At 47.7% G+C, this 21162-nt stretch carries 15 protein-coding genes; 12 read left to right on the forward strand and 3 right to left on the reverse strand.

What is annotated here, in order from left to right:
- Positions 1 to 47 precede the first annotated feature (47 nt).
- On the reverse strand, positions 48 to 2051 hold the full coding sequence (locus tag J2T19_RS18835) for a methyl-accepting chemotaxis protein (protein ID WP_307218394.1): 2004 nt from the start codon (positions 2049 to 2051) through the stop codon (positions 48 to 50).
- A 337-nt stretch (positions 2052 to 2388) separates the two neighbouring features.
- On the opposite strand from J2T19_RS18835, the gene J2T19_RS18840 reads away from it, so the two are divergent.
- The 10 genes from J2T19_RS18840 to J2T19_RS18885 all read left to right on the forward strand — a co-directional run bounded on the left by J2T19_RS18840 (position 2389) and on the right by J2T19_RS18885 (position 14745).
- A complete protein-coding gene (locus tag J2T19_RS18840; RefSeq protein ID WP_307218396.1) occupies positions 2389 to 2802 on the forward strand; it encodes a GNAT family N-acetyltransferase in 414 nt (137 codons plus the stop codon).
- A gap of 259 nt (positions 2803 to 3061) precedes the next feature.
- Entirely contained in the window at positions 3062 to 3442 is a 381-nt protein-coding gene (locus J2T19_RS18845; RefSeq protein WP_307218398.1) for a ribbon-helix-helix domain-containing protein, read from the forward strand.
- Positions 3420 to 4715, forward strand: coding sequence for an MFS transporter (locus J2T19_RS18850; RefSeq protein WP_307218400.1), 1296 nt, complete (start codon positions 3420 to 3422; stop codon positions 4713 to 4715). The genes J2T19_RS18845 and J2T19_RS18850 overlap by 23 nt, the downstream gene beginning before the upstream one ends.
- Before the next feature lie 173 nt (positions 4716 to 4888).
- Positions 4889 to 5026, forward strand: a complete 138-nt coding sequence (locus J2T19_RS18855) for a hypothetical protein (protein ID WP_161556981.1) — start codon at positions 4889 to 4891, stop codon at positions 5024 to 5026.
- A 121-nt stretch (positions 5027 to 5147) separates the two neighbouring features.
- A complete protein-coding gene (locus J2T19_RS18860) occupies positions 5148 to 7907 on the forward strand; it encodes a class III lanthionine synthetase LanKC N-terminal domain-containing protein (protein ID WP_307218403.1) in 2760 nt (919 codons plus the stop codon).
- Positions 7885 to 8685: a hypothetical protein gene (locus J2T19_RS18865; protein WP_307218405.1), complete on the forward strand. Its 801-nt coding sequence runs from the start codon at positions 7885 to 7887 to the stop codon at positions 8683 to 8685. Before J2T19_RS18860 ends, J2T19_RS18865 begins: the two co-directional genes overlap by 23 nt.
- A complete protein-coding gene (locus J2T19_RS18870) occupies positions 8682 to 10262 on the forward strand; it encodes a hypothetical protein (RefSeq protein ID WP_307218408.1) in 1581 nt (526 codons plus the stop codon). Before J2T19_RS18865 ends, J2T19_RS18870 begins: the two co-directional genes overlap by 4 nt.
- Positions 10244 to 12010: an alpha/beta hydrolase family protein gene (locus J2T19_RS18875; protein ID WP_307218410.1), complete on the forward strand. Its 1767-nt coding sequence runs from the start codon at positions 10244 to 10246 to the stop codon at positions 12008 to 12010. Before J2T19_RS18870 ends, J2T19_RS18875 begins: the two co-directional genes overlap by 19 nt.
- A gap of 323 nt (positions 12011 to 12333) precedes the next feature.
- Entirely contained in the window at positions 12334 to 12966 is a 633-nt protein-coding gene (locus J2T19_RS18880; RefSeq protein WP_307218412.1) for an NAD(P)-dependent oxidoreductase, read from the forward strand.
- 111 nt (positions 12967 to 13077) lie between these two features.
- Complete coding sequence (locus J2T19_RS18885; protein ID WP_307218414.1) at positions 13078 to 14745, forward strand: NAD(P)H-hydrate dehydratase; 1668 nt, start codon at positions 13078 to 13080, stop codon at positions 14743 to 14745.
- A 669-nt stretch (positions 14746 to 15414) separates the two neighbouring features.
- Here the strand turns inward: J2T19_RS18885 and J2T19_RS18890 are convergent.
- The gene (locus J2T19_RS18890) at positions 15415 to 17025 is read right to left on the reverse strand and encodes a gamma-glutamyltransferase family protein (RefSeq protein WP_307218416.1); all 1611 of its coding nucleotides are present in this window, start codon (positions 17023 to 17025) and stop codon (positions 15415 to 15417) included.
- A 397-nt stretch (positions 17026 to 17422) separates the two neighbouring features.
- Positions 17423 to 18322, reverse strand: a complete 900-nt coding sequence (locus tag J2T19_RS18895; RefSeq protein WP_307218418.1) for a glucose 1-dehydrogenase — start codon at positions 18320 to 18322, stop codon at positions 17423 to 17425.
- 198 nt (positions 18323 to 18520) lie between these two features.
- Here J2T19_RS18895 and fosB point away from each other — a divergent pair, with 198 nt between their 5' ends.
- Together fosB and J2T19_RS18905 are read left to right on the forward strand one after the other, a co-directional pair.
- A complete protein-coding gene (gene fosB, locus J2T19_RS18900; protein ID WP_145050387.1) occupies positions 18521 to 18943 on the forward strand; it encodes a metallothiol transferase FosB in 423 nt (140 codons plus the stop codon).
- Between the two features lie 284 nt (positions 18944 to 19227).
- Positions 19228 to 21039 (forward strand): S9 family peptidase, encoded by a 1812-nt coding sequence (locus J2T19_RS18905; protein ID WP_307218420.1) that lies wholly within the window; start codon positions 19228 to 19230, stop codon positions 21037 to 21039.
- The last annotated feature ends 123 nt before the right edge of the window (positions 21040 to 21162 follow it).

The following is a 21162-nucleotide window of genomic DNA, read 5'->3' on the forward strand; positions in this document are numbered from 1 at the left end:
GAATGGAACCGACTCGGCGATATGTTTAGGTATGTTATGAGTTGTTTTTACACTTTGAAACGGTCAACCTGGCGCTGTAGTTCAGATAGTGTCACGTTGAGGTTCGTCGTAAGTGAGGAGACATTTTCAAAGAGACTGACCTGTGTTTCAGTGCTTGCCAATACTTCCTCAGAGCTTGCAGCAGTTTCCTCTGATGCAGCAGAGGTTCCCTCGAGCAACAAGGAGAGTTGCTGACGGCTGTCCACGAGGTTATCCATTGAAGTAACGATGTGATCGGTAAACTCACTTACGGATGCAAGTGTATCTTTGATATTAGCGAATGCGTCCGTTACCTCCGTTACGGTTGTCTCCTGAAGTTGAACCATATTTTCGGCTTTAGCCATGGATTGAAGTGTGACCGCTGCGGAAGTTTGAACATTTTCGATTAGTGTTTGAATTTGTACAGCTGATGCCCTGGTTTGTTCGGATAACACACGTACTTGAGCAGCTACCACAGCGAATCCTTTACCATGTTCACCAGCACGAGATGCCTCAATAGAAGCATTTAGAGCGAGTAAATTGGTCTCCCGAGAGATGCCAGTGATGGTCTCTGTCATTTGGCTAATCGCATCAATATCATTTTTCAGTTGTGTGAGCTTGCTAGACATATCATCAAACACTTGTACATTCTGCGTCATCGAATCAGATAAGATCGCCACAGTATGTAAACCCTTGGCTTGCTTGTCTCCAATGACCTGATTGTATTCAAACAACATGTTTGTATTATGCTTGGTGTCTTCCACCTGTTTGGATAACTGCTGGATAGCAACGACACCGTTATGCATATCTTCGGCATGTCTGCCTGAGTTATTTGCCATCTCCTCAATGGCAATACGGATTTCACGTGTGATTTCTACCGTGTGCAGTGTATTATCAGTAATGGATGCAGCGTCCTGTTTACTTGCTGTAGTTGCCATTTTGACATCAGTCACAATGGAATGAATCTGATTAATAAAGTGATTGGTTGACTCCGCTAACTGCCCAATTTCGTCTTTGGAATTCACTTGCAGGCGTTGAGTCAAATCACCATCCCCACGACTGATGGATTCCATAGCTTGCTGCAATTGGCGTACCCGCCGCATTTGAGCACTTACCACCAGGAATACAACGATAATCACGAGTAATAATCCAACAGCAGCTGATAGAATGGTTGTTATGTTCATATCGTCAATGACCTTCGTTGATAGAGCGAGTATAAATCCACGCCCATCGGACAGCGAGGTAATATAGTAATCTGCGCGTTGACCGTTATACTGGGCGTGTACTTGTTCAGTAGAAGAAGCCTGTACACTTTTTTGGAATGCGTCTGTAATGAAGGATTCTAAACCATCCAGGTTCCCATCACTTGAGTACAACAGCTTTCCCTTCTCGTCCAGAATACCTGAGAATAACACATCACTGCTCAGGCTTGTCTTTAACTGCTCAATCAATGCTTGTGCTCCAATCTGCTGATCCAACTCGGTCAAGCGCTGACCATCACGTCCCACCTGTACAATACGAGGAGAAGACCATCCACCAACGCCAACATATTTATATATCTTGGGATCGACAGTCCGTGGTTGAGCCGGTTGGGCGACTTGATCTCTTTTGCCAGTAATCAGATCCATGAACTCATAGGCTTGTTGACTTGGGTCAGCTCCAAAGTTGAGGTTAGCGTCTTTATCAAAAGTGGACAACTCTACCTGGCCATCGCTGTCAGTCACCCAGATTTCATCCATTCCTGATCGTGTAACTAATTCTACTGCTTGCTCGTAGGTTAAATTCTGATCTACTAAATAAGAAATCAACGTAGCTTGGCCAAACATCTCCTGCTCCATGACATTTTCAGCAGCTTTACGCGATAAGATAGCATTTTCAATTGAAATTTTGGCTACCTCCATCGTTGTAATTCCTTTATTATTTAAACTTTTCGTTGTAAATTGGTTCACAATAAGTACGAGTACTGAAATGACCACAATAAAAATAATGATGATCGGCCATATGATTTTGTGTTTGATGGAATTCTTTATCAAAGGTAGTCACTTCCTTAACTTTACTCTTAATTTATAGGGTTACTTGAAGTTGGTTTGCTCATTGTTTATAGAAGGAAGCGATGTAAGAAAAGATAGGAAAATCGAAGCTAATTGGTTAATAAATAGCAGCTAATGGTATGATGAAAAGAGCTGGATATTTTTTAACTTTACATATATGTATGGTAGGTTCTTGGTTGTATATAGGCTCCGCCTTTCTATAGGGAATGGAGAGAAACTGAATATAATGTTATATGGATGAACCATATACTTATTTATCGGATTAATCTGGCAATTGATAATATTCTTCTGTCCATAATTTAATGAGAGGGGTTATTGCATGGATCACGTTACCGTTGAACACGCACCACCTGCCGTAGCTGAGTATTTATCGTTGAGAGAGATCGCAGGGATGAGTCCAAGAAGCCGTGAAGGCGCCGAGAGAGGATTGCCGAATAGTCTATTTGCAGTGTGTTTGCGACAAGATGATGTACTTATTGGTATGGGACGAGTGGTGGGAGACGATGGTTGTTTCTATCAAGTGGTTGATATCGTTGTACATCCAGATGAGCAGGGAAAAGGGTATGGCAAGCTGATCATGAATGAGATCATGAAATATCTGAAAGAGAACGTACCTGCCCGCGCCCTGGTGAGCCTACTTGCGGATGTTCCAGCGGATCGGTTGTATGCTCAGTTTGGCTTCGAGTATACTAGCCCAGAATCCGAAGGTATGTGGTGGAGGCAAGAAGGATAGAGTTTGAACTCGTAAATGCCTCGAACACAGCAGAGGTCATATAAATAGTTGCTGCAAACCTTTAGGGAACTAAAGGTTTTTTGCTTTACAACCATATTTTTACATGTATAATGTAAACTAAATACAATTTACGATATACGATTTACAATTTACGTATTATAGATCCGGTTGTAAATTAAACTACACTACGAAAATTTCCCGTATGACCGTTTATGACCTATGCCCATTAATTCATAATGACAAGAATGGAGGAAATATGTTGAACAAACATCAGAAAATACAGTTCAGTCAAATGGTGGAGCGCTCTGTGGAACAGGCTACTAAGAATCTTTCAGGCACTAAGGGGGTGGTTTCCGTCCGATTAAGTCAGGAGGAGATTGATGTGATCGACCAACTGGTATTTTTGGAATTGGCCAAAAATCGCTCGGATGCTACAGCGATGTTAATTCGGGAAGGAATTCGAACTCATGAGTCACTGTTTAACGAGATGAGGGAGTACACTGCAGAGCTGGAACAGGTCAAAGCCAAAATGCAGCGAAGAATCCAAGAATCAGGTCTAGTCGGACGTTTACAACAGGCGGATGATCGCGAAGAGATTCCAAATGGAGGCGATGGACATGAATCAAAAAGCAACGACTAAGACTCGCGAAGGTGGCTACCTTGCAGTGTTACGAATTCCTTCCTTTACGGTATTGCTGGTGGGGAGGCTTGTCTCGGGTGCAGGTCAGATTTTATTTTCCATGGCTACGATGTGGTATATCTTGCAATTGACGGAATCCGCGCTTGCTGCTGCGTTAATTCCAATGCTTCCATACTTAATTTATGCCTTTCTAGGTATACCGCTGGCAACGATCAGTGACCGCCTACCGAAGAAACAGCTGCTGATCTGGACGGACATTTGGCGAGCAGTTATTGCATGTATTCTTGCGATTTTATTTCTGACGGAGGCCATGCTTCCATGGCATATCTACGCGGCTAACCTGCTCATTGCGATTCTTGGTTTCATGTTTAACCCTGCAACGCAGACGGTGATTCCGGCCATTCTCCCTAAACCGGCAGAGCAACTCGCTCCAGCCAATGCACTATTGAACTCTTCCTCCAAAACGATTGAATTGTTAGGGTACGCCGTAGGAGGAATTCTAATCGCCTTCATCTCCGTACAGTCCATCCTGTTTATCTATGCCATCACTTTTCTGCTATCCGCACTTGCGATCGCCTTTATTCGTATCCCTGTGACCAAGGTTGTCAAACAAAAAGGATTTTCAGGTTTTGTCAAAGACAGCATGCAGGGCATCACCTTTTTATTTTCAAACAAAGTTCTGGCCTGCTGTATTATTTTTGGGGCAATTATCAATTTTGCGGGTGCACCACTGCATATCTTCACACCGATATTTGCCAATATGGTGCTTGAAGCTGGGCCACAAGGGTATGGATTGCTTCAGTCGGCTTTTGCCGCTGGCAGTATTGTCGGTTCTTTGCTTAGTGGCAAATATGCCAAACGTCTGTCGCTAGCCCATTGGTTCCTAATCAGTTATCTGATCTCGGGCGCAAGTTTACTATTCATGCCGATGTATCCTAACATATTTTTTGCGATTGCCTGTTCATTCCTGTTAATGCTGGGACTTGCTCTTGTAAACGTACCGCTGGTCACATCTATCCTGCTATCCACGCCGGAAGAAAAAAGAGGACGGGTCATGAACAGCATGGGCGTACTCATGAGTGGTGTTAGCAACCCGCTCGGCCTGTTACTCGGAGGATGGTTAATTGAAGCGTATAATCCATCCTGGGTATACATGGGTATCGGTATATTTGTCATTTTTATGGGCTCGGCAAGTTTGTTTGTTCGGCCTTTTCGAGAAGATCGAGACAGACATACCTCACATCGCTCTACCTCAGTTTCGTCTGAAATTTGATGTCAGATCATCCCTTTTTATATAGAAAAATCAAGGGTTTTAGCGATTATCACACAACGATAATGGAATTAGTAGATAATTTTTGTAAAAAAATTCAATTAAAAAGAAGGAATTTAAAAATTTATGTAGAAATTGGTTTATAAGAGGGGGAGACAAATGGGAGGTAATTTATCATGGAAAACAAGGAAATTTTATCTGTACAGGATTTGATGGCTCTGGAGGTTGAAGAGGATAACAATATGTTCGAGGAAACTAGCTTGTGTACCGTGTGCAGCTGGACAAGCTCACAAACGATTGTTGTAGAGGCTTAGAACTCTTCATCGTCTCGAACCACTGAATGATTCTTTAAGATAAGTCTTTGATTTCGCATTACTAAACTAAAATAATTGTACCTCCCCCTCTTACTTTACTTCAAAAAAGGAGTGATTCTCATTGAAATTAGCAAGCGTGACTGAAAAGAAGGACGCCTATGAGAACGCCTTAGAACATATAATCCGGGATCTACCCGAATCCATCCAATGGTCGAATGACGGCCATTGGATTTGTTTTAAACCGGAAGAATTGACGCTTCCTGCACAGGGCTGGAAGATTCATTTATCGGTTATACCTGTGGAGGGTGCAGAATTGCTGCATAGGATTACGCCGATTCTGACAACGTATGGTGTGATGTGGAAAGCAGTGAGTAGTGGACTGAAGTTAATTGAAACATCCAATGGTTCTACACCGCTCCCTCAGACCGGGAAGTGTGTGACCATCTACGCACGCAGTGATGAGCAGTTTATGCAATTGCTGGAGGAGTTAAATGACTGTACGAAAGATTTGAAAGGTCCTTCAATCCCTACGGATCGGGCTTACCAGGGGAGTTCTTGTGTATTTTATCGCTATGGGGCTTTTGTAGACCGGTTCTATTATGATCGTTACTCTTGCGCAAAAGTATATGCCATCCAGAACCCGGGAGGTGGACTGGAGGAAGACCGGAGAACACCTGGCCGATATAAACCCGAGTGGGTAGAAGAGCCGGAAGAACTGGTGAGAATACAGACTCAATGGAAAAATGAAAATGAAGCGACATGCAATCCTTCGAGTTCCAGTAACAATGAATTTGGAATACGTAAAATCAGGGTAAAGCGGGTGCTCAAAAAGTCAGGCAAGGGAGGTGTATTTCTTGTCTCCACGTCTCAGAATGAGCAAGCTGTCATGAAAGAAGCCGTTCATCTCATGCGTGTTGATGGTGCCGGACGTTCAGCCCATGATTATCTGAATAACGAGTATCATGTTCTGGATCTAATGAAAGATACCGGATATACGCCGCGACCCATTGATCTATTCAGCTTCCAGCAGAATCGATATCTCATGCTGGAGTACTTCGAGAGTATCAGCTTGCGTGAGTACATCCATCGCAGACATGTAGCTGCCGATTATAATCAGGCAGAATTTTACCGAGTCAGCTCAGAAATTTTGGATATTGTACAGCAGTTTCACGATAAAGGCATTGTCATCAATGATCTAACCCCGAACAATATTGTGGTGTTGACCGACGACGGAAGTGTGCGATTAATTGATCTGGAGTTAGCTTATGTGAAGGACAGTAGCAGTCAGGCAAAACCATTAACAGGACATACACCTGGTTATGTGCTTCGAGGAAGAGAGCACAGTCAGCGATCGGAATACGCGGATGACCTCTACGCTCTGGGGGCCGTTTATTATTATATGGCATCCTCGATGGATCCTTATCTGAAATACAGACAGTCTCATCTGTCTGCCGGAAAAGCATACTTAGATAATCTCACTCATACACAGCTTCGTGGACTGGGAAGTCTGGGGATCGAGATCATGTCTGGGCAATATAACGAGTTATCGGAAATACGTAAACAGTTAGCGCGTTTATATGAGCAAGAGAAAGTTGATGTAAGCAGGAGCGAACCAGTCCCAGTCTCCTGCATAAACGAAACGGATATGACGGCAGAAGTAGTACTTCATCAAGCCGAACTCATGGCAAATAAGTTGCATGATTCCCTTGATTTTAGCAACCCTCACCAGCTGTATCCGGAGAATAGCATGAGCAAGATGTTCCACCCGGCCAATTTCAATTTTGGCTGGACAGGGATGGCCTACGGCTTTCATCAGCTCGGTGAGATCACACAAAACAGAAAGTACCATCAGTACGCACGTGAAGTACTCGAGTGGTTATTAAGTCATACGCCTTATGTTCCTGAAGAAACGCCAGAGAGCTTATATTTTGGCTATGGGGCTGTTCCCTGGGCGTTGGCACTGACAGCCAAGGCACTGGATGATGAACCACTACTTCGTATTGCCGAAGATCTTGCGGTGGAGATGACAAGGCATGATCCGGTTCAAACGAATATCAGTCATGGCGCAGCAGGCTTAGGGCTAATGCTACTGGAGGTACATCGTCATGGGGGCTGTGCGGAACTTTTAACTAGAGCTGACGAACTTGGTGGATTCATTTTGGAGCAGGAGAAAAGAACAGAAGATGGGCTAAGTATGTGGGAGGTGAAGGAAAAGACGGACAAGAAAGGCCATGAGTCGTTTGGATTTTCGCATGGCATTGCAGGGATCGGTTATTTTTTGCTTGCCCTAGCGGATGTAACAGGGAGAGACGAGTATTATTCGGCGGTTAGACGCATTGTGCATACACTGGAGCGTACGAGTTACGAAGGGCTTCATGGCGTCAGGTTGTGGCCTGCATCCCCCGAAAAGCCGGACGCACTATGGGTGCACTGGTGCAATGGTTCAGCAGGCATTGGCCGATTTTTGCTGACTGCAGCGGAGACCTTGCAAGACCCGGTATGTTACAGACTCGGTCAGCAAGCTGCAGATGCGGTAGCCCAATCAACGATTTTTGCTTCTTTTGGTCAATGTCATGGAATCGCTGGGAACGGGGACTTTTTGTTGATGGCGGATCGGAGCTTTCCTGGCCGATATGAAGCCAAGTTGAAAGAGTATACACGAAGTCTACACGTGCTTCGCAGTGATAGGCAGGAAGACTTGTGGATGTGGCCGCTGGAGGATATGGAATCCTTCTCCCCAGACTATATGACAGGATATATGGGGATTTACGCTTTCCTGCTTCGTCGATTTTATCCGGCGGTTTCGTTTGAGCCAGTGGTGTATTCGGGTTTTGACCAGAACAGGGAGGTACAGGTGTATGATGCAAACATCCATAGCTGATATCCTGCCGCAATGTCAACGTGAACATGGAAAAGGTGGGGATCGGTACTATGCAAGTGAACCTGGAATAAGGGAAAAGATCTCTTCAGTTCTGGTGATTGATCATGGACAAGGTCAATATATGCTGGATCTATGGAGTGAGGTTCAATCCTTCTCCTACTGGGAGGAGCGAATCACATCCCTCTTGGACACGTTGTCCGATTCCTCTATATTTGTAACTGCACCTGCTTCGTTTCCATGGGAAAGGCTCGGGTATAAGGCAGATGTGCTTGCTCATCGATATCGGTTCTACGGTCATTTGAAGCACATTTCTGTTCCAGATATGCCTGATCAGGAAGGACAGTGGTTGTCCGCAGAGGGTCAAGAGGAAGTTACGGCTCATTTGCTTCAAAGCAGTGATCCAACATGCCCCGGAATACAAGCTGCACGCCATGCGGTAAATGATATTTATGCGGGTGTGTATGGCGAATTATTGTCTGGATCGGGAATTGTGGAGGTAGGAGGGGCGAAGATCGGAGGCTGCCTATTAAGTGATGAGTTTGGTAGCATACTCCTGTCGCATATCTTCACGGTACCTGTTGCAAAACGCAAGGGATGGGCCAAGTGGCTTGTTGCCTATGGTCTCCATCAGTGTAGTTCCCACCCTGAACAGCAGATTAAAGCTTCACTTGATGCAAACAATCAAGGTAGCTATCGTTTGATGACTGCATTGCCGTTACAGCAGGTGCCTGAACTTATACACGTATGCCAAATCAGGAAGGAGCGGAAGCTCTCATGAAGCCTGTTTTGCTGGACAGTAGAGACTATCATGTTCTGAGAAGTACGTGGTTTCGTGCGAGTCATGAGCCTGGACTATTTGTGATTGAAGGACGTTCAGAGACGGTGAAGCATGAGCTTCAGAAACTCAGCATGCATTGGCAAGACAAGGCCATTTCAATCCTTCTCGATGATGCGTATAACACGTTGCCACTCATTTATCAGTTGAATCCGGTTCATCCGATGGATGATCTGGTAGCCTGCAAAAATGCGTTATTGAGGTTCCATAGATCCGGCTGGGCGCCGGGGTCACGCCAATGGATTCTGGTTGAGGTGGTCTCTGGTCTGCACCCTGCCGACCTTGGGGCGATTCATCATCTGCTCTATCGTCAAAAACTAAAGGGCGTTAGCGTAGTCTTATTTTTTCATCAATATCCCGTGAGAGTAACCCCTCCCAGAGATGCACCAAAGCTGGCTATTTCACTAGTGAGAGATACACCAGAACAGACCCGGTGTTTGTTGAATGAACAGCTACGAATGGCAAGTAGGGATTGGGAGATAGAAGAGGAGATAGGTCAGAAGGAAGCGCAAACGCCAGCACAACGTACGGAAGAAATCCGGATTGAATCCAAAAATAACGCCCAAGGCAAATTCCAACAAAAAGTTCATACTAAAGCCCAACGCAAAGCTCTGGCTCTTTATAACAGGCTGGCCTGGATTTTGTTGTGCAAATCGAATAATTCACTCCGGTACAAGGCTTGTTTTCGTTTTTTCACTCGAAATGCTATGTTCCAACGATTATCGGCAGCCCAGCAGGCTATTTTATGGTTTGAATTGGGTCAATTGTTAACGAAAAATGGGAATGATTATGTTGCGGCGAGAGAGTGTTATACCCGAGCTCGGGCTGTTCTGGAGCATGAGGATTTAAGCGAAATCTATCGCATTGGTAAGGAGGCTGCACTGGATAACGGTGAAGCATTGATCGACTTGCAGGAAGGTCACATCACACGCGCCATTGAACTGGAGAAGCGAGCTGGGTTGCGTATTCTCCAGCTTCCTCCAGGGCCTGATCGGCACGTTTTCCAGATTCAAACGGCTTTAAACATCGCAGGTTTACAAATTCGGGCAGGGCTTCTGATGGAGGCTGAAACGACACTGATCCGGGCTGAGAAGCTGTGTACTGGTGTGTACTCGGAATGGTTGGGTCAAGTCCTCCAATTAAAAATGGCGGTGTATCAACAGCTCGGAGAGAACGAATTAGAGTACAAAATGTTAATCCAGGTGCTGAGGATGAAGAGTGGTTCGATTCATTCCAAATTGCTACAGCGTGCGGTTGAAGTAGCTGGGATGCTGATTCAGCAAGGGAAAGAGGAACATGCAGCAGAGGTATACCGCCTTTTGATAGCGGGACTGCCAGCCGCCAGTGTGCAACAAATTCGTTTGATTCGGCAAGCGTTAAGTGGTTTGGGAACAGAGACACCCGCAGCAGCAGCCACTCAGCAACAGCTTACACTAAAGCTAGAATTACAGTTGGATTCCTGGGAGGAATTTAAGCACTGGCATGAGGGGAGGGAACCCAGTTGGGCAATCCATTCCTGAATCGAATGCGTGTGAATCGAGAGCATACAAGCATCATTGTGAGCTATGATGACCAAACATTCCACTGGTGTGAGCTTGATGATTCTGGCCATGTTCAAGACGCACTGCGTCTGTCTGATCATTGGCTAAGACGGATTCAGAACGTGCAGCATATACAATTCGTGGGTACAGATCAAGTAGTGGCAATCATCCAAGAGAAAACGGAGAGATCTATTCACGTATACAAAAAAGAGCAGGGGCGCATAAAGTTGCTTTACACCAAGTCTTTAAAGTTACCGTTTCCCGTGATGCAGGTTGCCTGGCAGGATGAACACTTACAGCTGCTTTTTGCCGTTAGACATCGTTCAGGTACTGTACAGATTGGGCTATATGATTCAGAACAAGAACAAGCCGAGTGGGTTACTCCAAAACTTGTTAATCCGCAATTTGTGTTTTGGTCAAAGATTGCGCGAGAGATTGGCGTTAATATAGGTGGACTTGGTAGAGTATATGTTTACGGTGAAGAGAGTGGATTATCTCAGGAAACCCTATATAGAGAGTATGCTTATCCTGTTATGGACAAGCAAGGTGAAATGATTGCTTTATCTATTCCTGTAGAAGGTGGATTCCAGCCTGGCTGGAGCAAAGCGCAGGATGAAGCTATTCATCGACGCTTGGAACACAGCGAGCTTTTCTCTGAGCTGATCCGTATGCAGCTGGATATCGATCGGCAGCTTGTCTTATGCGAGGGCATATTACGTGGTAAATGGATGTATGTTCAATACACGTTTGAAGGAGAAAAAACGTTTGAACTACACGATTACCCAGGCACGTTAACACAAGCGGTGTATAGCAGGGACAAGCAGAGCCTCATTGGCAAATTCGAGTCGCTTGTTACCGCCCCAATCCCGGCCAGGTACGAGATATCAGATTCATGCGGCAAAATCACTCCGCTCGATGTGGGATATGCGAATGTATTCGCGAGTGGTTTGGGACAACAGCCGGAGATACAATATAAGCAACTTTTTCACGGAGATGAGTTAATACCATACATGGACATCGATCCAGAAGGTGAAGGACATGCGGTCATATATCTGCACGGTGGGCCACATAATTGCCTTATCGACAGCTACAGCCCCGTTATTCGTGGTTTATGTGAGTCTGGAGTAAGGGTGATTGGTCTGAACTATCCGGGTAGTTCGGGGTTTGGCCCTGAATATAAGCACCGTATTCACGATGATTGGGGCGGTGTCGATGCGGGAGTTATCCGTATTATTCGGGAGCAGGTGTTATCTTCCTATATAGAGGTGTCTCTATATGGTGTAAGTTACGGTGCCTATCTGGCATTACTCGCAGCAGGCAGGAATCCGGAGCTATGGAGTTCCGCTGTAGCATGTGCACCGTTTACGGATCTAAGCGAATTGTATGCGGGTGGCGGAGCGAAGTTGAGATCTTTTTTACAGATGGAAATTGGCGGATTGTTGCAGGATGAATCTGCTTTGCGGGATAGAAGTCCGTTAACCTATGCGTCTGCACTACGTATGGTTAATCTCCAGCTCATACACGGTCGGAACGATCAGCTATGCCCGGTGGAACAGACGGAGCATTTGTATGAGGAGATATTGAAATGGAAGCAACCTGTCCGAGCCGTCGGCGAACTTGAGCTTCATATCATTGATGATCTGCAGCATGAGGTCTATGCGGAGCGAATCTGGGCAACGAAGGCAGTTCAATTTCTAACCCGGAACAGGGTAACTCAGCCTGAATAGGCAACCAAGATAAAATGAAATTGTTGAAGCCGCTGCTGCGGCTTTTTTGGCATGCTAGAAATACTTTTTAATGAAAGAAGAAGGTGTGGGACAGGAGAAGTCGCGTTAAGATTAGGGAGGCAAAGGGCATATGAAGAAGTTCTATAATGCTTGAAATGGGAGTGTGTGGTTAATGAGAGGGTCACGCTGATGAAGATTCGAGTTTACAAGCGAGGCTGTTCGGTTTAAGATGGCGTGAGCCGTTTAAGGTTATAATAGTAGGAATGGGTATCACAATAACGGTACATTCGCATAATGAAATATATAGAAAAGAGGGATTAGATATGAAAGTAGCTATTTTTGGAGCAACCGGAGCAATTGGGAAGACAATCTTGTGGGAGTTAATGGATCGTGGGCATGAAGTGATTGCGATTGTTCGTGACCCATCGAAGGTTGAGATGAAGCATGAGCGTCTGCGTGTAGAACAAGGAGATTTGCTTAACCCGGATCAGGTGGCTGATTTTACAGCAGGTCAGGAAGCGGTAGTGAGTGCGTATGGCCCGAAATTTGGTTCCGAGGAAGAGTTGCTCGAAGTTACGCGTTCCTTAATTGAAGGTGTTCGACGTGGTAAGGCGGCTCGTCTCGTTGTTGTTGGCGGAGCGGGAAGCTTACTGACGGATTCGAATGTAATGCTCATGGACACACCGGGGTTCCCTGAAGAAGTCAAACCGCTTGCGATGGCTCATGCAGATGCATATGGGATCCTTGCGGAATCGGATATTAACTGGACCTATATGAGCCCGGCAGCGACGATTACGACAGGACAACGGACAGGTCAATTCCGAATCGGGATGAATCGTGTTGTAACGGACGATCTTGGCGAGAGCACGATATCCATTGGTGACTTTGCAGCGGCTTTGGTGGACGAGCTGGATGATCCACAATTTATTCAATCCCGTTTTACAGTAGCTTATTAATTGCTGTATCAGAGCGCATCTAATGCGAACAACTAGGTTTTAGAGCCCTACGAATTAGAGGGGCTATCGGAGCGCGAATTCCTTGAAATGCGGTTGGGGAGGGATGAGTTGTTGTATATCGTTACGTCTGAACAGATGAGAAGCATCGACGAGCATACGATTCATACGCTAGGCATTCCTGCGGCGAGTCTGATGGAGAATGCGGGAAGAGCGATTGCGGAAGAAGTCATTCGGTTGTGCCGGGAAGAGCAGAGACCTGGTGGAGCAGTGCGGGTAGGTGAGTTGAAAAAAAGACAGTCCCGAGCGCACACAGGGCCCGGGGATTGGCCTGGACGAGGTGGCGACATCACCGCCGATTCGGCGCTGGCGATGGAGCAACCCGGTGATCAGCAGTGGTACATGCTGATCGGGAAGGGCAATAATGGCGGCGACGGGCTGGTAGCGGCGCGCCTTTTGCTTGAAGCGGGGCTCGGCGTGACTTTGGTTTACGCCGATGCACCGGAGGCACTGCGGGGCGAAGCCGCAGTGCAACGGGATGCCGCCGCGCAGCTTGGCATCCCTGCTCTTGTCCACGGGCGCGAAGCCGTGGACTTCAGCCGGTGCACAGGCATCGTAGATGCACTGCTGGGCACCGGCTCGCGGGGGGCGCCGCGCGGAGCTTACGCGGCGCTGATCGAGGCGGCGAACGACAGCGGTAAGCCGGTCGTGTCCGCCGATGTGCCAAGTGGGCTGAATGCCGACACCGGAGAGGTATTCGAGCCCTGCATTCAAGCCCGGGTGACCGTATGTCTCGCGCTGCTTAAGCGCGGGCTGGTGCAGTACCCGGGCGCTTCTGTCGCGGGGCGCATTGTGGTGCGCGCCATCGGCATTCCCACGCGTCTTGCGCCAGAGCATGGCTCCTCAGTCCGTCTGTTGACGGACGAGGTGCTGCGCCGTGCGCTGCGCGTGGACACTAGCCGTCTCCGGGTACCGGACGGCCATAAGGGCACCTACGGCCATGTACTATTGGCCGCAGGAAGTCTGCCGATGAGCGGCGCTGGCCTGCTCTCGGCGAAGGCCGCGCTGCGCGCAGGCTGCGGGCTCGCCACATGGGCGCTGCCCGCGGCACTGCTGCCGCATGTCATCGGCACCGTGCCTGAGCTCATGCTCGCCGCCGCTGCCGATGGCGACAGCGGCGAATGGAACGCGGCTTCCGCAGACGCTGTGCTGCGTCTTGCGGAGAGCCGCGACGTGCTTGCGACCGGCCCAGGGCTTGGTCGCTTCAAGGGCGACACAGACTGGCTACGCCGTCTGTGGCAACAGACGGATCGCCCGCTTGTCATTGACGCGGACGCCCTCAACATGCTTGCAGACGCTGGCCCACATGGGCCTCGCGATTGGGGCAAGCGAAGTGCGGCAACAATCCTGACGCCGCACCCTGGCGAGATGGGTCGATTGCTGGGCATATCGACCCCGGAGGTACAGCGTGATCGAATGGAACACGCTGTACGGTACGCCCGCGAGCAGGGCGTGACCCTTGTGCTCAAGGGAGCGCGAACGGTCATCGCAACGCCATCCGGCGAGGCGTACATTAACACCACCGGACACGCCGGTATGGCGACTGGCGGTGCCGGAGACGTATTGACCGGCATCATCGCCGGTCTACTCGCACAAGGGCTCAGCGCGGAACAGGCTGCCGCGTTCGGCGTATATCTGCATGGTGAAGCCGCCGAACGAGCTGCCTTGCTCCGAGGTGATCCATCGTCTCTGCTCACAGGAGATATCATCGATGCACTGTGAGGTGGATCGCCCGCACCAATCGTCTCATACTCTTCCTAGGGCATAGCATATAAGCAACTCGCACCATGAAGTGAAACACAACTCCAAACGAGCATACAACGTGCAAAGTTAACAACCATTGTACCGACAGATCTCTTAAGTAAACTATAGAAGCTCAAAAGAAGCTGTCCCCATAATGAACTGCTCCCCATATAGTAGACAGGTGAAATAATAGAAGCCTGTTACGGTATGGGGAGCAGTTCAACGGGGACAGCCCTTTTAGCATTAGTTTGATCTAATGAATCTGTAACACGCTATTCGCTCCCATTTCTGCGGATCTGAGACCTAATGAATCACAGAGGCGTTATCTCATCAATTCAGTCGATTGTGTAGATTTGAATGCCGTTCTATGACGAAATAGCGCTACTGAGGTTCGTTACATCTTGTATACGTCAATGATCCACCTATTAAGATGCGGTGGGTTCGTTAGCACTTGGAGCGAAGAGGCACTGCTTTTGAAACAGCTCCTTTGCATGTTTCTTTATGAATATGATCTGTCATGTGTTATACAGCATAATGAATGGCTACAGCAATTCAGCATACCGCGTTTAAGCATCATACAGATACGCCAGTTCATTTCTCACATTCATCATCCTGTGTCATGAACACCGTGTTACCGCGGCAAGTTTACTACCACGCGGCAATGGTGCCATCTGCTCGACTTTCCGTTCCTCCGCATAATACCCCATTGTCAGGGTTACGCCAGATGATCTGACCACGACCGAACTGGGACGGATCGACCTGCACCTGGATATCATGCCCTTTACGGGCGAGTGCTTGGGCAATATGCTGTGGGAAGTCTGGTTCTACAAGAATGGTTTTGCCCTTGACCCACTGCCAGCGAGGGGAATCCAGTGCGGCCTGCGGATTCAGGTGGTAATCGACTGTGTTCATCACGACCTGCACATGACCTTGTGGTTGCATGAACCCACCCATGACACCAAATGGCCCAACGGCTTCGTTACCCCGCGTGAGAAAACCCGGAATAATCGTATGATACGTTCGTTTGCCAGGCTCTAGTGCATTGGCATGACTCGCATCCAGTGAGAAATTATGCCCACGGTTTTGCAACGCTATGCCTGTACCGGGTACAACGAGTCCTGAGCCAAAGCCCATGTAGTTACTCTGGATAAAGGAAACCATATTGCCCTCACCATCGGCTGTCGCCAGGTATATCGTTCCACTTGCGCGTGGATCACCTGCTTCCGGTGCACATGCTGTATCGCCAATGAGTTTGCGTCGTTCTTCCGCATAGGCTTCAGACAACAGCTCTTCCACCGTTACGCCCATCTTACGTTCTTCCGTAATGTACTTCTCCCCATCGGCAAAAGCCAGCTTCATCGCTTCAAGCTGTCGATGATAACCGAGAACGGATTCCTTCTCTTCAAAGTCATACCCCTTCAACAGGTTGAGTGCTGCAAGTGCAATCAATCCTTGACCATTCGGTGGGATTTCCCATACATCGTATCCCCGATACGAGACTGAGATTGGATCAACCCACTCTGGCTTGAAAGCCGCGAGATCCTCTTTTGTCAGATAGCCCCCGTACACTGCTATAAAGTTATGGATGCGCTCTGCCAGTTCTCCTTCATAAAAGTCTCGTGCTTCGCTCTCGCCAATTCGGCGCAATGTTGCCGCATGATCCGGCGAGCGCCACATCTCTCCAACGGCGGGTACGCGCCCGCCCGGAGCAAATGTCTCAAACCACGCACGCCCTGCCTCGGCATCCCCTTGGCGTGCATAAATTTCGGCTGCCCGTGCCCAGTGGCGGGCCAGCCCTGGCGCAAGCGGATAACCTTCCTCCGCATAGCGGATGGCAGGTTCCAGCACTTCCGCCAGCGTGAGCCGTCCGAAACGGCGGCTTAGCTCAGCCCAACCCGCCGGTGCGCCAGGAACCGTCACCGGAATAACGCCCAGCTTCGGCATCTCCGTATGGCCAGCCGCTTGAAGCGCCTCAATCGAAATGCTCTGAGGCGCAGGACCACTGGCATTCAGGCCATGCAGCTTGCCCTCTGTCCAGACGAGGGCAAAGGCATCGCCTCCAATGCCATTGGAGGTTGGCTCCAGCACGGTGAGTGCTGCAGCAGTTGCTATGGCGGCATCAATGGCATTGCCGCCTTTTTTCAATATTTCCAGACCAGCCTGTGAAGCGAGGGGCTGCGATGTAGTAACCATGCCTTGTTTGGCATAGACAGGTACACGGTAAGAGGGAAACGGTTGATAGAGTGGATCAAAATGCATCAGACGTCAGCTCCTTGTCTCAAGATGTCAGGTTCCGGTATAACCGAATAATCACTCCTAACCCTCTTCGCAACGGAACAAGGGATATCCTGCTGATGAAGTCAAATTCACTCTGACATCAACGTTACAGGGTGCCAGAAGTACAGCTGTAGCATGTCCTATACGCACAACCAAAAGCTGTGCAATGCGCACAGCTCCCTTCACGCATTACACAGCATTTATCCTTATCAAATGAATTAGCTACATACGGTCAATCCAATTTACCTCATTTATAATAAAATGATCTCACTTTATTCTATTGTTACACCTCGTTCGGCTCTTGAGTACATCGTTTTCCGCCTGCAAATCTGGAGTGGCTAGACATCCGGCGCGGATAATTTTTGCCTACGTGAATACCTTACGTGGTTACCATATCGCCGCCGTTCACATGAATGCACTCACCTGTAACATAGGAGGAATCACGGGATGCAAGGTAGACATAGGCAGCCGCAAGCTCGTAGGGCTGACCAGCCCGACCCATTGGTGTATCTGTCCCAAATACTTGCACATCCTCAGCAGAGAAGCTGGCAGGAATGAGCGGTGTCCAGATCGGTCCCGGGGCAACAGAATTCACGCGAATCCCTTGTGGAGCGAGCGATTGAGAGAGTACACGGGTCAGCGAGACGACCGCTCCTTTGGTGGAGGAGTAATCAATTAACTGCACGTTACCTTTGTACGCTGTAATGGAAGCTGTATTAATGATCGATGCGCCTTTACATAGATGGGGGAGAGCTGCTTGGATCAGAAAAAAGTAGGCAAACACATTCGTTTGAAATGTGTGGTAGAGCTGTTCCTCTGTAATATCGACAATGCTAGGCTGTACATACTGCACCCCATGGTTATTAACCAGAACGTCGATTTTCCCGAACGTTTCCATCGTTGTGCTAATAACCGCTTCGCAGTTCTTTTTTAGCCTAAGATCAATCTCAATCAGCAGACACCGCTGCCCCAATTCCTCAATTCGTTCGCGGGTCCTCTCGGCATCGGTTCGTTCATATAGATAAGCAATGACGATGTCTGCACCTTCTTTGGCAAAAGCAATAGCTGTCGCTCTTCCAATCCCACTATCGCCACCCGTAATAATGGCCACTTTGCCTTCTAATTTGCAGCTGCCAATATAAGCGGGATCTTCGCTGATTGGTTCGGGTACCATTAAGGTTTCTAGACCGGGCTGTTGATCCTGATGCTGGGGTGGAAAAGCTAGCTTTTGTTCTTTACATACCGTTTTCTCACCATAAAAAGGATAGACGGGATTCATGAATGTACATCCTCCTCGAACGTTCATTGATACGGCTAACCTATGCATCCGCCTAGAGGAAGGTGCGGTATTGATCAGGAATCATTTGTTTTTTACATGTGGAATATACCATAATAAGGATATCCACTCATTCCATATAGCTCCGCAAATGAAGTGTAAGATGAGATGTTGATCATACGATGGAGGTGTCAGGTGTCAATGAACATTCAAGGGATTAACCATCTGTGCTTTTCTGTATCCAATCTCGAAAAATCCATAACATTCTATGAGCGGGCGCTTGGTGCTCGCATTCAGGTGAAGGGGCGTAAGCTAGCCTATTTTGAACTCGCAGGCTTGTGGATTGCATTGAATCAGGAAGATGTCATTCGCAATTATACTGAACAAACGTATACACATATTGCTTTTACCGTTACAGAAGAGGATTTTGATGCATCCGTACAACAGTTGCGTGAAGCGGGTGCGAATATTCTACCAGGCAGACCGAGGGATAAGAGGGATGCATTGTCCGTTTATTTTACCGATCTCGATGGGCATCTGTTCGAACTACACACCGGCAACCTGCAGCGCAGACTGGAATATTACCGTGAGGACAAACCACACATGACCTTTTACACGGAATAATGGAACATCCAACACTTAAGTTCTAACACTCAAGTAGGATCTCATTTATAACTTGAAAAAGACATATAGAGAATACGTGTAGAAGAGTTGGATTGAAAATAGCTTACATATCTATTGTGTAAGTCAAAGGTCACCTATAATATGGATTTAACCACCTTATTTTACCACTGTTAAATATTATCCGTCCCACTCGACCTAGTTGGGCATGTTAATGTCGTCTGATCTCAATCTCTCAATCTCTCAATCTCAATCTCAATGTGTAAACATTCTCAAGGAGGTTTCTCATGATTGAATTTCCTAAACCAGATGTAGAGCAATATTTTCAGTCCTACCGGATTACCCATTTTGCCGTATCCAGTGATGAGACACGTTTGTATTTTGACAGCAACCTGAATGGTCAGCCCAACATCTGGGCGATGGATCTGCCGGAAGGATATCCCTATCCGTTGACGTACTTGAATCAGAGCAGCATGTTTATTAAGCCTGACCCACTGGGGCGTTATATCTTAACTGCATTTGATCGTGATGGCAACGAGAGTTATCACCTATATGCCATTCCTCCAGAGGGAGGAGTACCGAAGCCGGTGGTATCTGCAGAGCCGAATGATCGTTGTTACTTTGCTCATCTATCCGAAGATGGGGAGCGTCTGTATTATTTTACGAGTGCTGGCAATCCGAATTATCTGAATTCTCGTCGTCTTGATCTTGCTACGGGTGAGGATGTCTTGCTCCATAGCGGGGAAGAGGTGTCTAACAGCTTGGCTGCGGTGAGTCCAGATGAGAAGAGCTTTGTCATTGTGAAAATGTACTCGAATACATATCAGACAGCGCATCTGCATCGAGATGGTGAGATCGAGGACATTTTACCTGCTTCAGAGCGGCAGAGTCAGGTACCTTTTGTCATCTATGTAGATCATAAACGTCTCTTGATGCTCACCAATGATAACGAGGCGTATTCCTATGTTGCGGAGTATGATCTAGATACTCGTGAATTCCGTCCGGTAGTTAAAATTGAAGGTGAGGATGTTGAGAGATTTCGTTGGCATAAAGAAACCGAAACGTTATATCTATGGACACTTACGGGCACGGAGAACCGGATGTACATCCTGGGCAAACAGGACGCTACGCCTCGGTGGGTGGACATGCCTTTAGATACGATTGCGCAGGCGACCGTGAGCAAATCAGGTAATTTATATATCCTTGGACGTGGAGCTATTCAGCCACATAACATTTATCGATTGCCTGCGGGCAGCGATTCCTGGGAACCTCTGACCAATAATCGGGTGACTGGGCTGAGTCCTGATGATTTGGTATATCCAGACGTGATTCGCTATAACTCGTATGATGGGCTGGAGATTGAAGCTTTGTTGTTCAAGGCTAAGCCAGAACTGGCGAACGGATACACAGTATTTTGGCCGCACGGAGGGCCTCAAGCCTCGGAGTCGAAGTTTTTCCGTCCGATGTTCCAGATGATGTTAGCTCAGGGCTACCATATTTTTGCACCTAATTTCCGGGGAAGTTCCGGGTATGGAGCTGAGTTCATCAAGATGGTTGAACGAGATTGGGGCGAAGGGCCAAGACTGGATTGTGTTGCTGGGATTCAATGGCTGTTCGACCAGAATATCTCCTCACCCGACCGTCTGTTTGTTGTAGGAGGCAGTTATGGGGGTTACATGACCTTGCTTCTCGCAGGTCGCCATCCGGAGCTGTTCCGAGCAGCTGTTGATATTTTTGGCCCAAGTAATCTGTTCACATTCCTGGAATCCGTCCCTGAGGATTGGAAGCCCGTGATGGAGAAGTGGTTAGGTGATGCCGAGCGTGATCGCGAACGGTTAACGAAAGATTCGCCAATTACCTATCTGGATCAGATGGTGAACCCAATGCTGGTCATCCAAGGGGCTAATGATCCTAGAGTTGTGAAGGCAGAGTCAGATCAGATCGTGGAGGCGTTGCAGCAGAAGGGTCTAGACGTCGAGTATCTGGTGTTGGATGATGAGGGACACGGCTTCTCTCGTAAAGAGAACGAGATTCTCGTGTATCGGCGCATGCTGGAATTCTTACAGAAACATCAGGAAGCCCCGGTACAGCAAGTTTAATCAAAAAAACCGGCAGAACGTGAGGGTCTGGTATTATCCCCTTTAAGTAGACACTTAAAAAAACCTTCATGTTATCATGAGGGTTCAAGTGAGACTTGGAGGGGATATTTTTTTATGGCGAAA

The sequence above is a fragment of the Paenibacillus tundrae genome, assembly GCF_030812775.1.
Classification (GTDB): Bacteria; Bacillota; Bacilli; order Paenibacillales; family Paenibacillaceae; genus Paenibacillus; species Paenibacillus tundrae_A.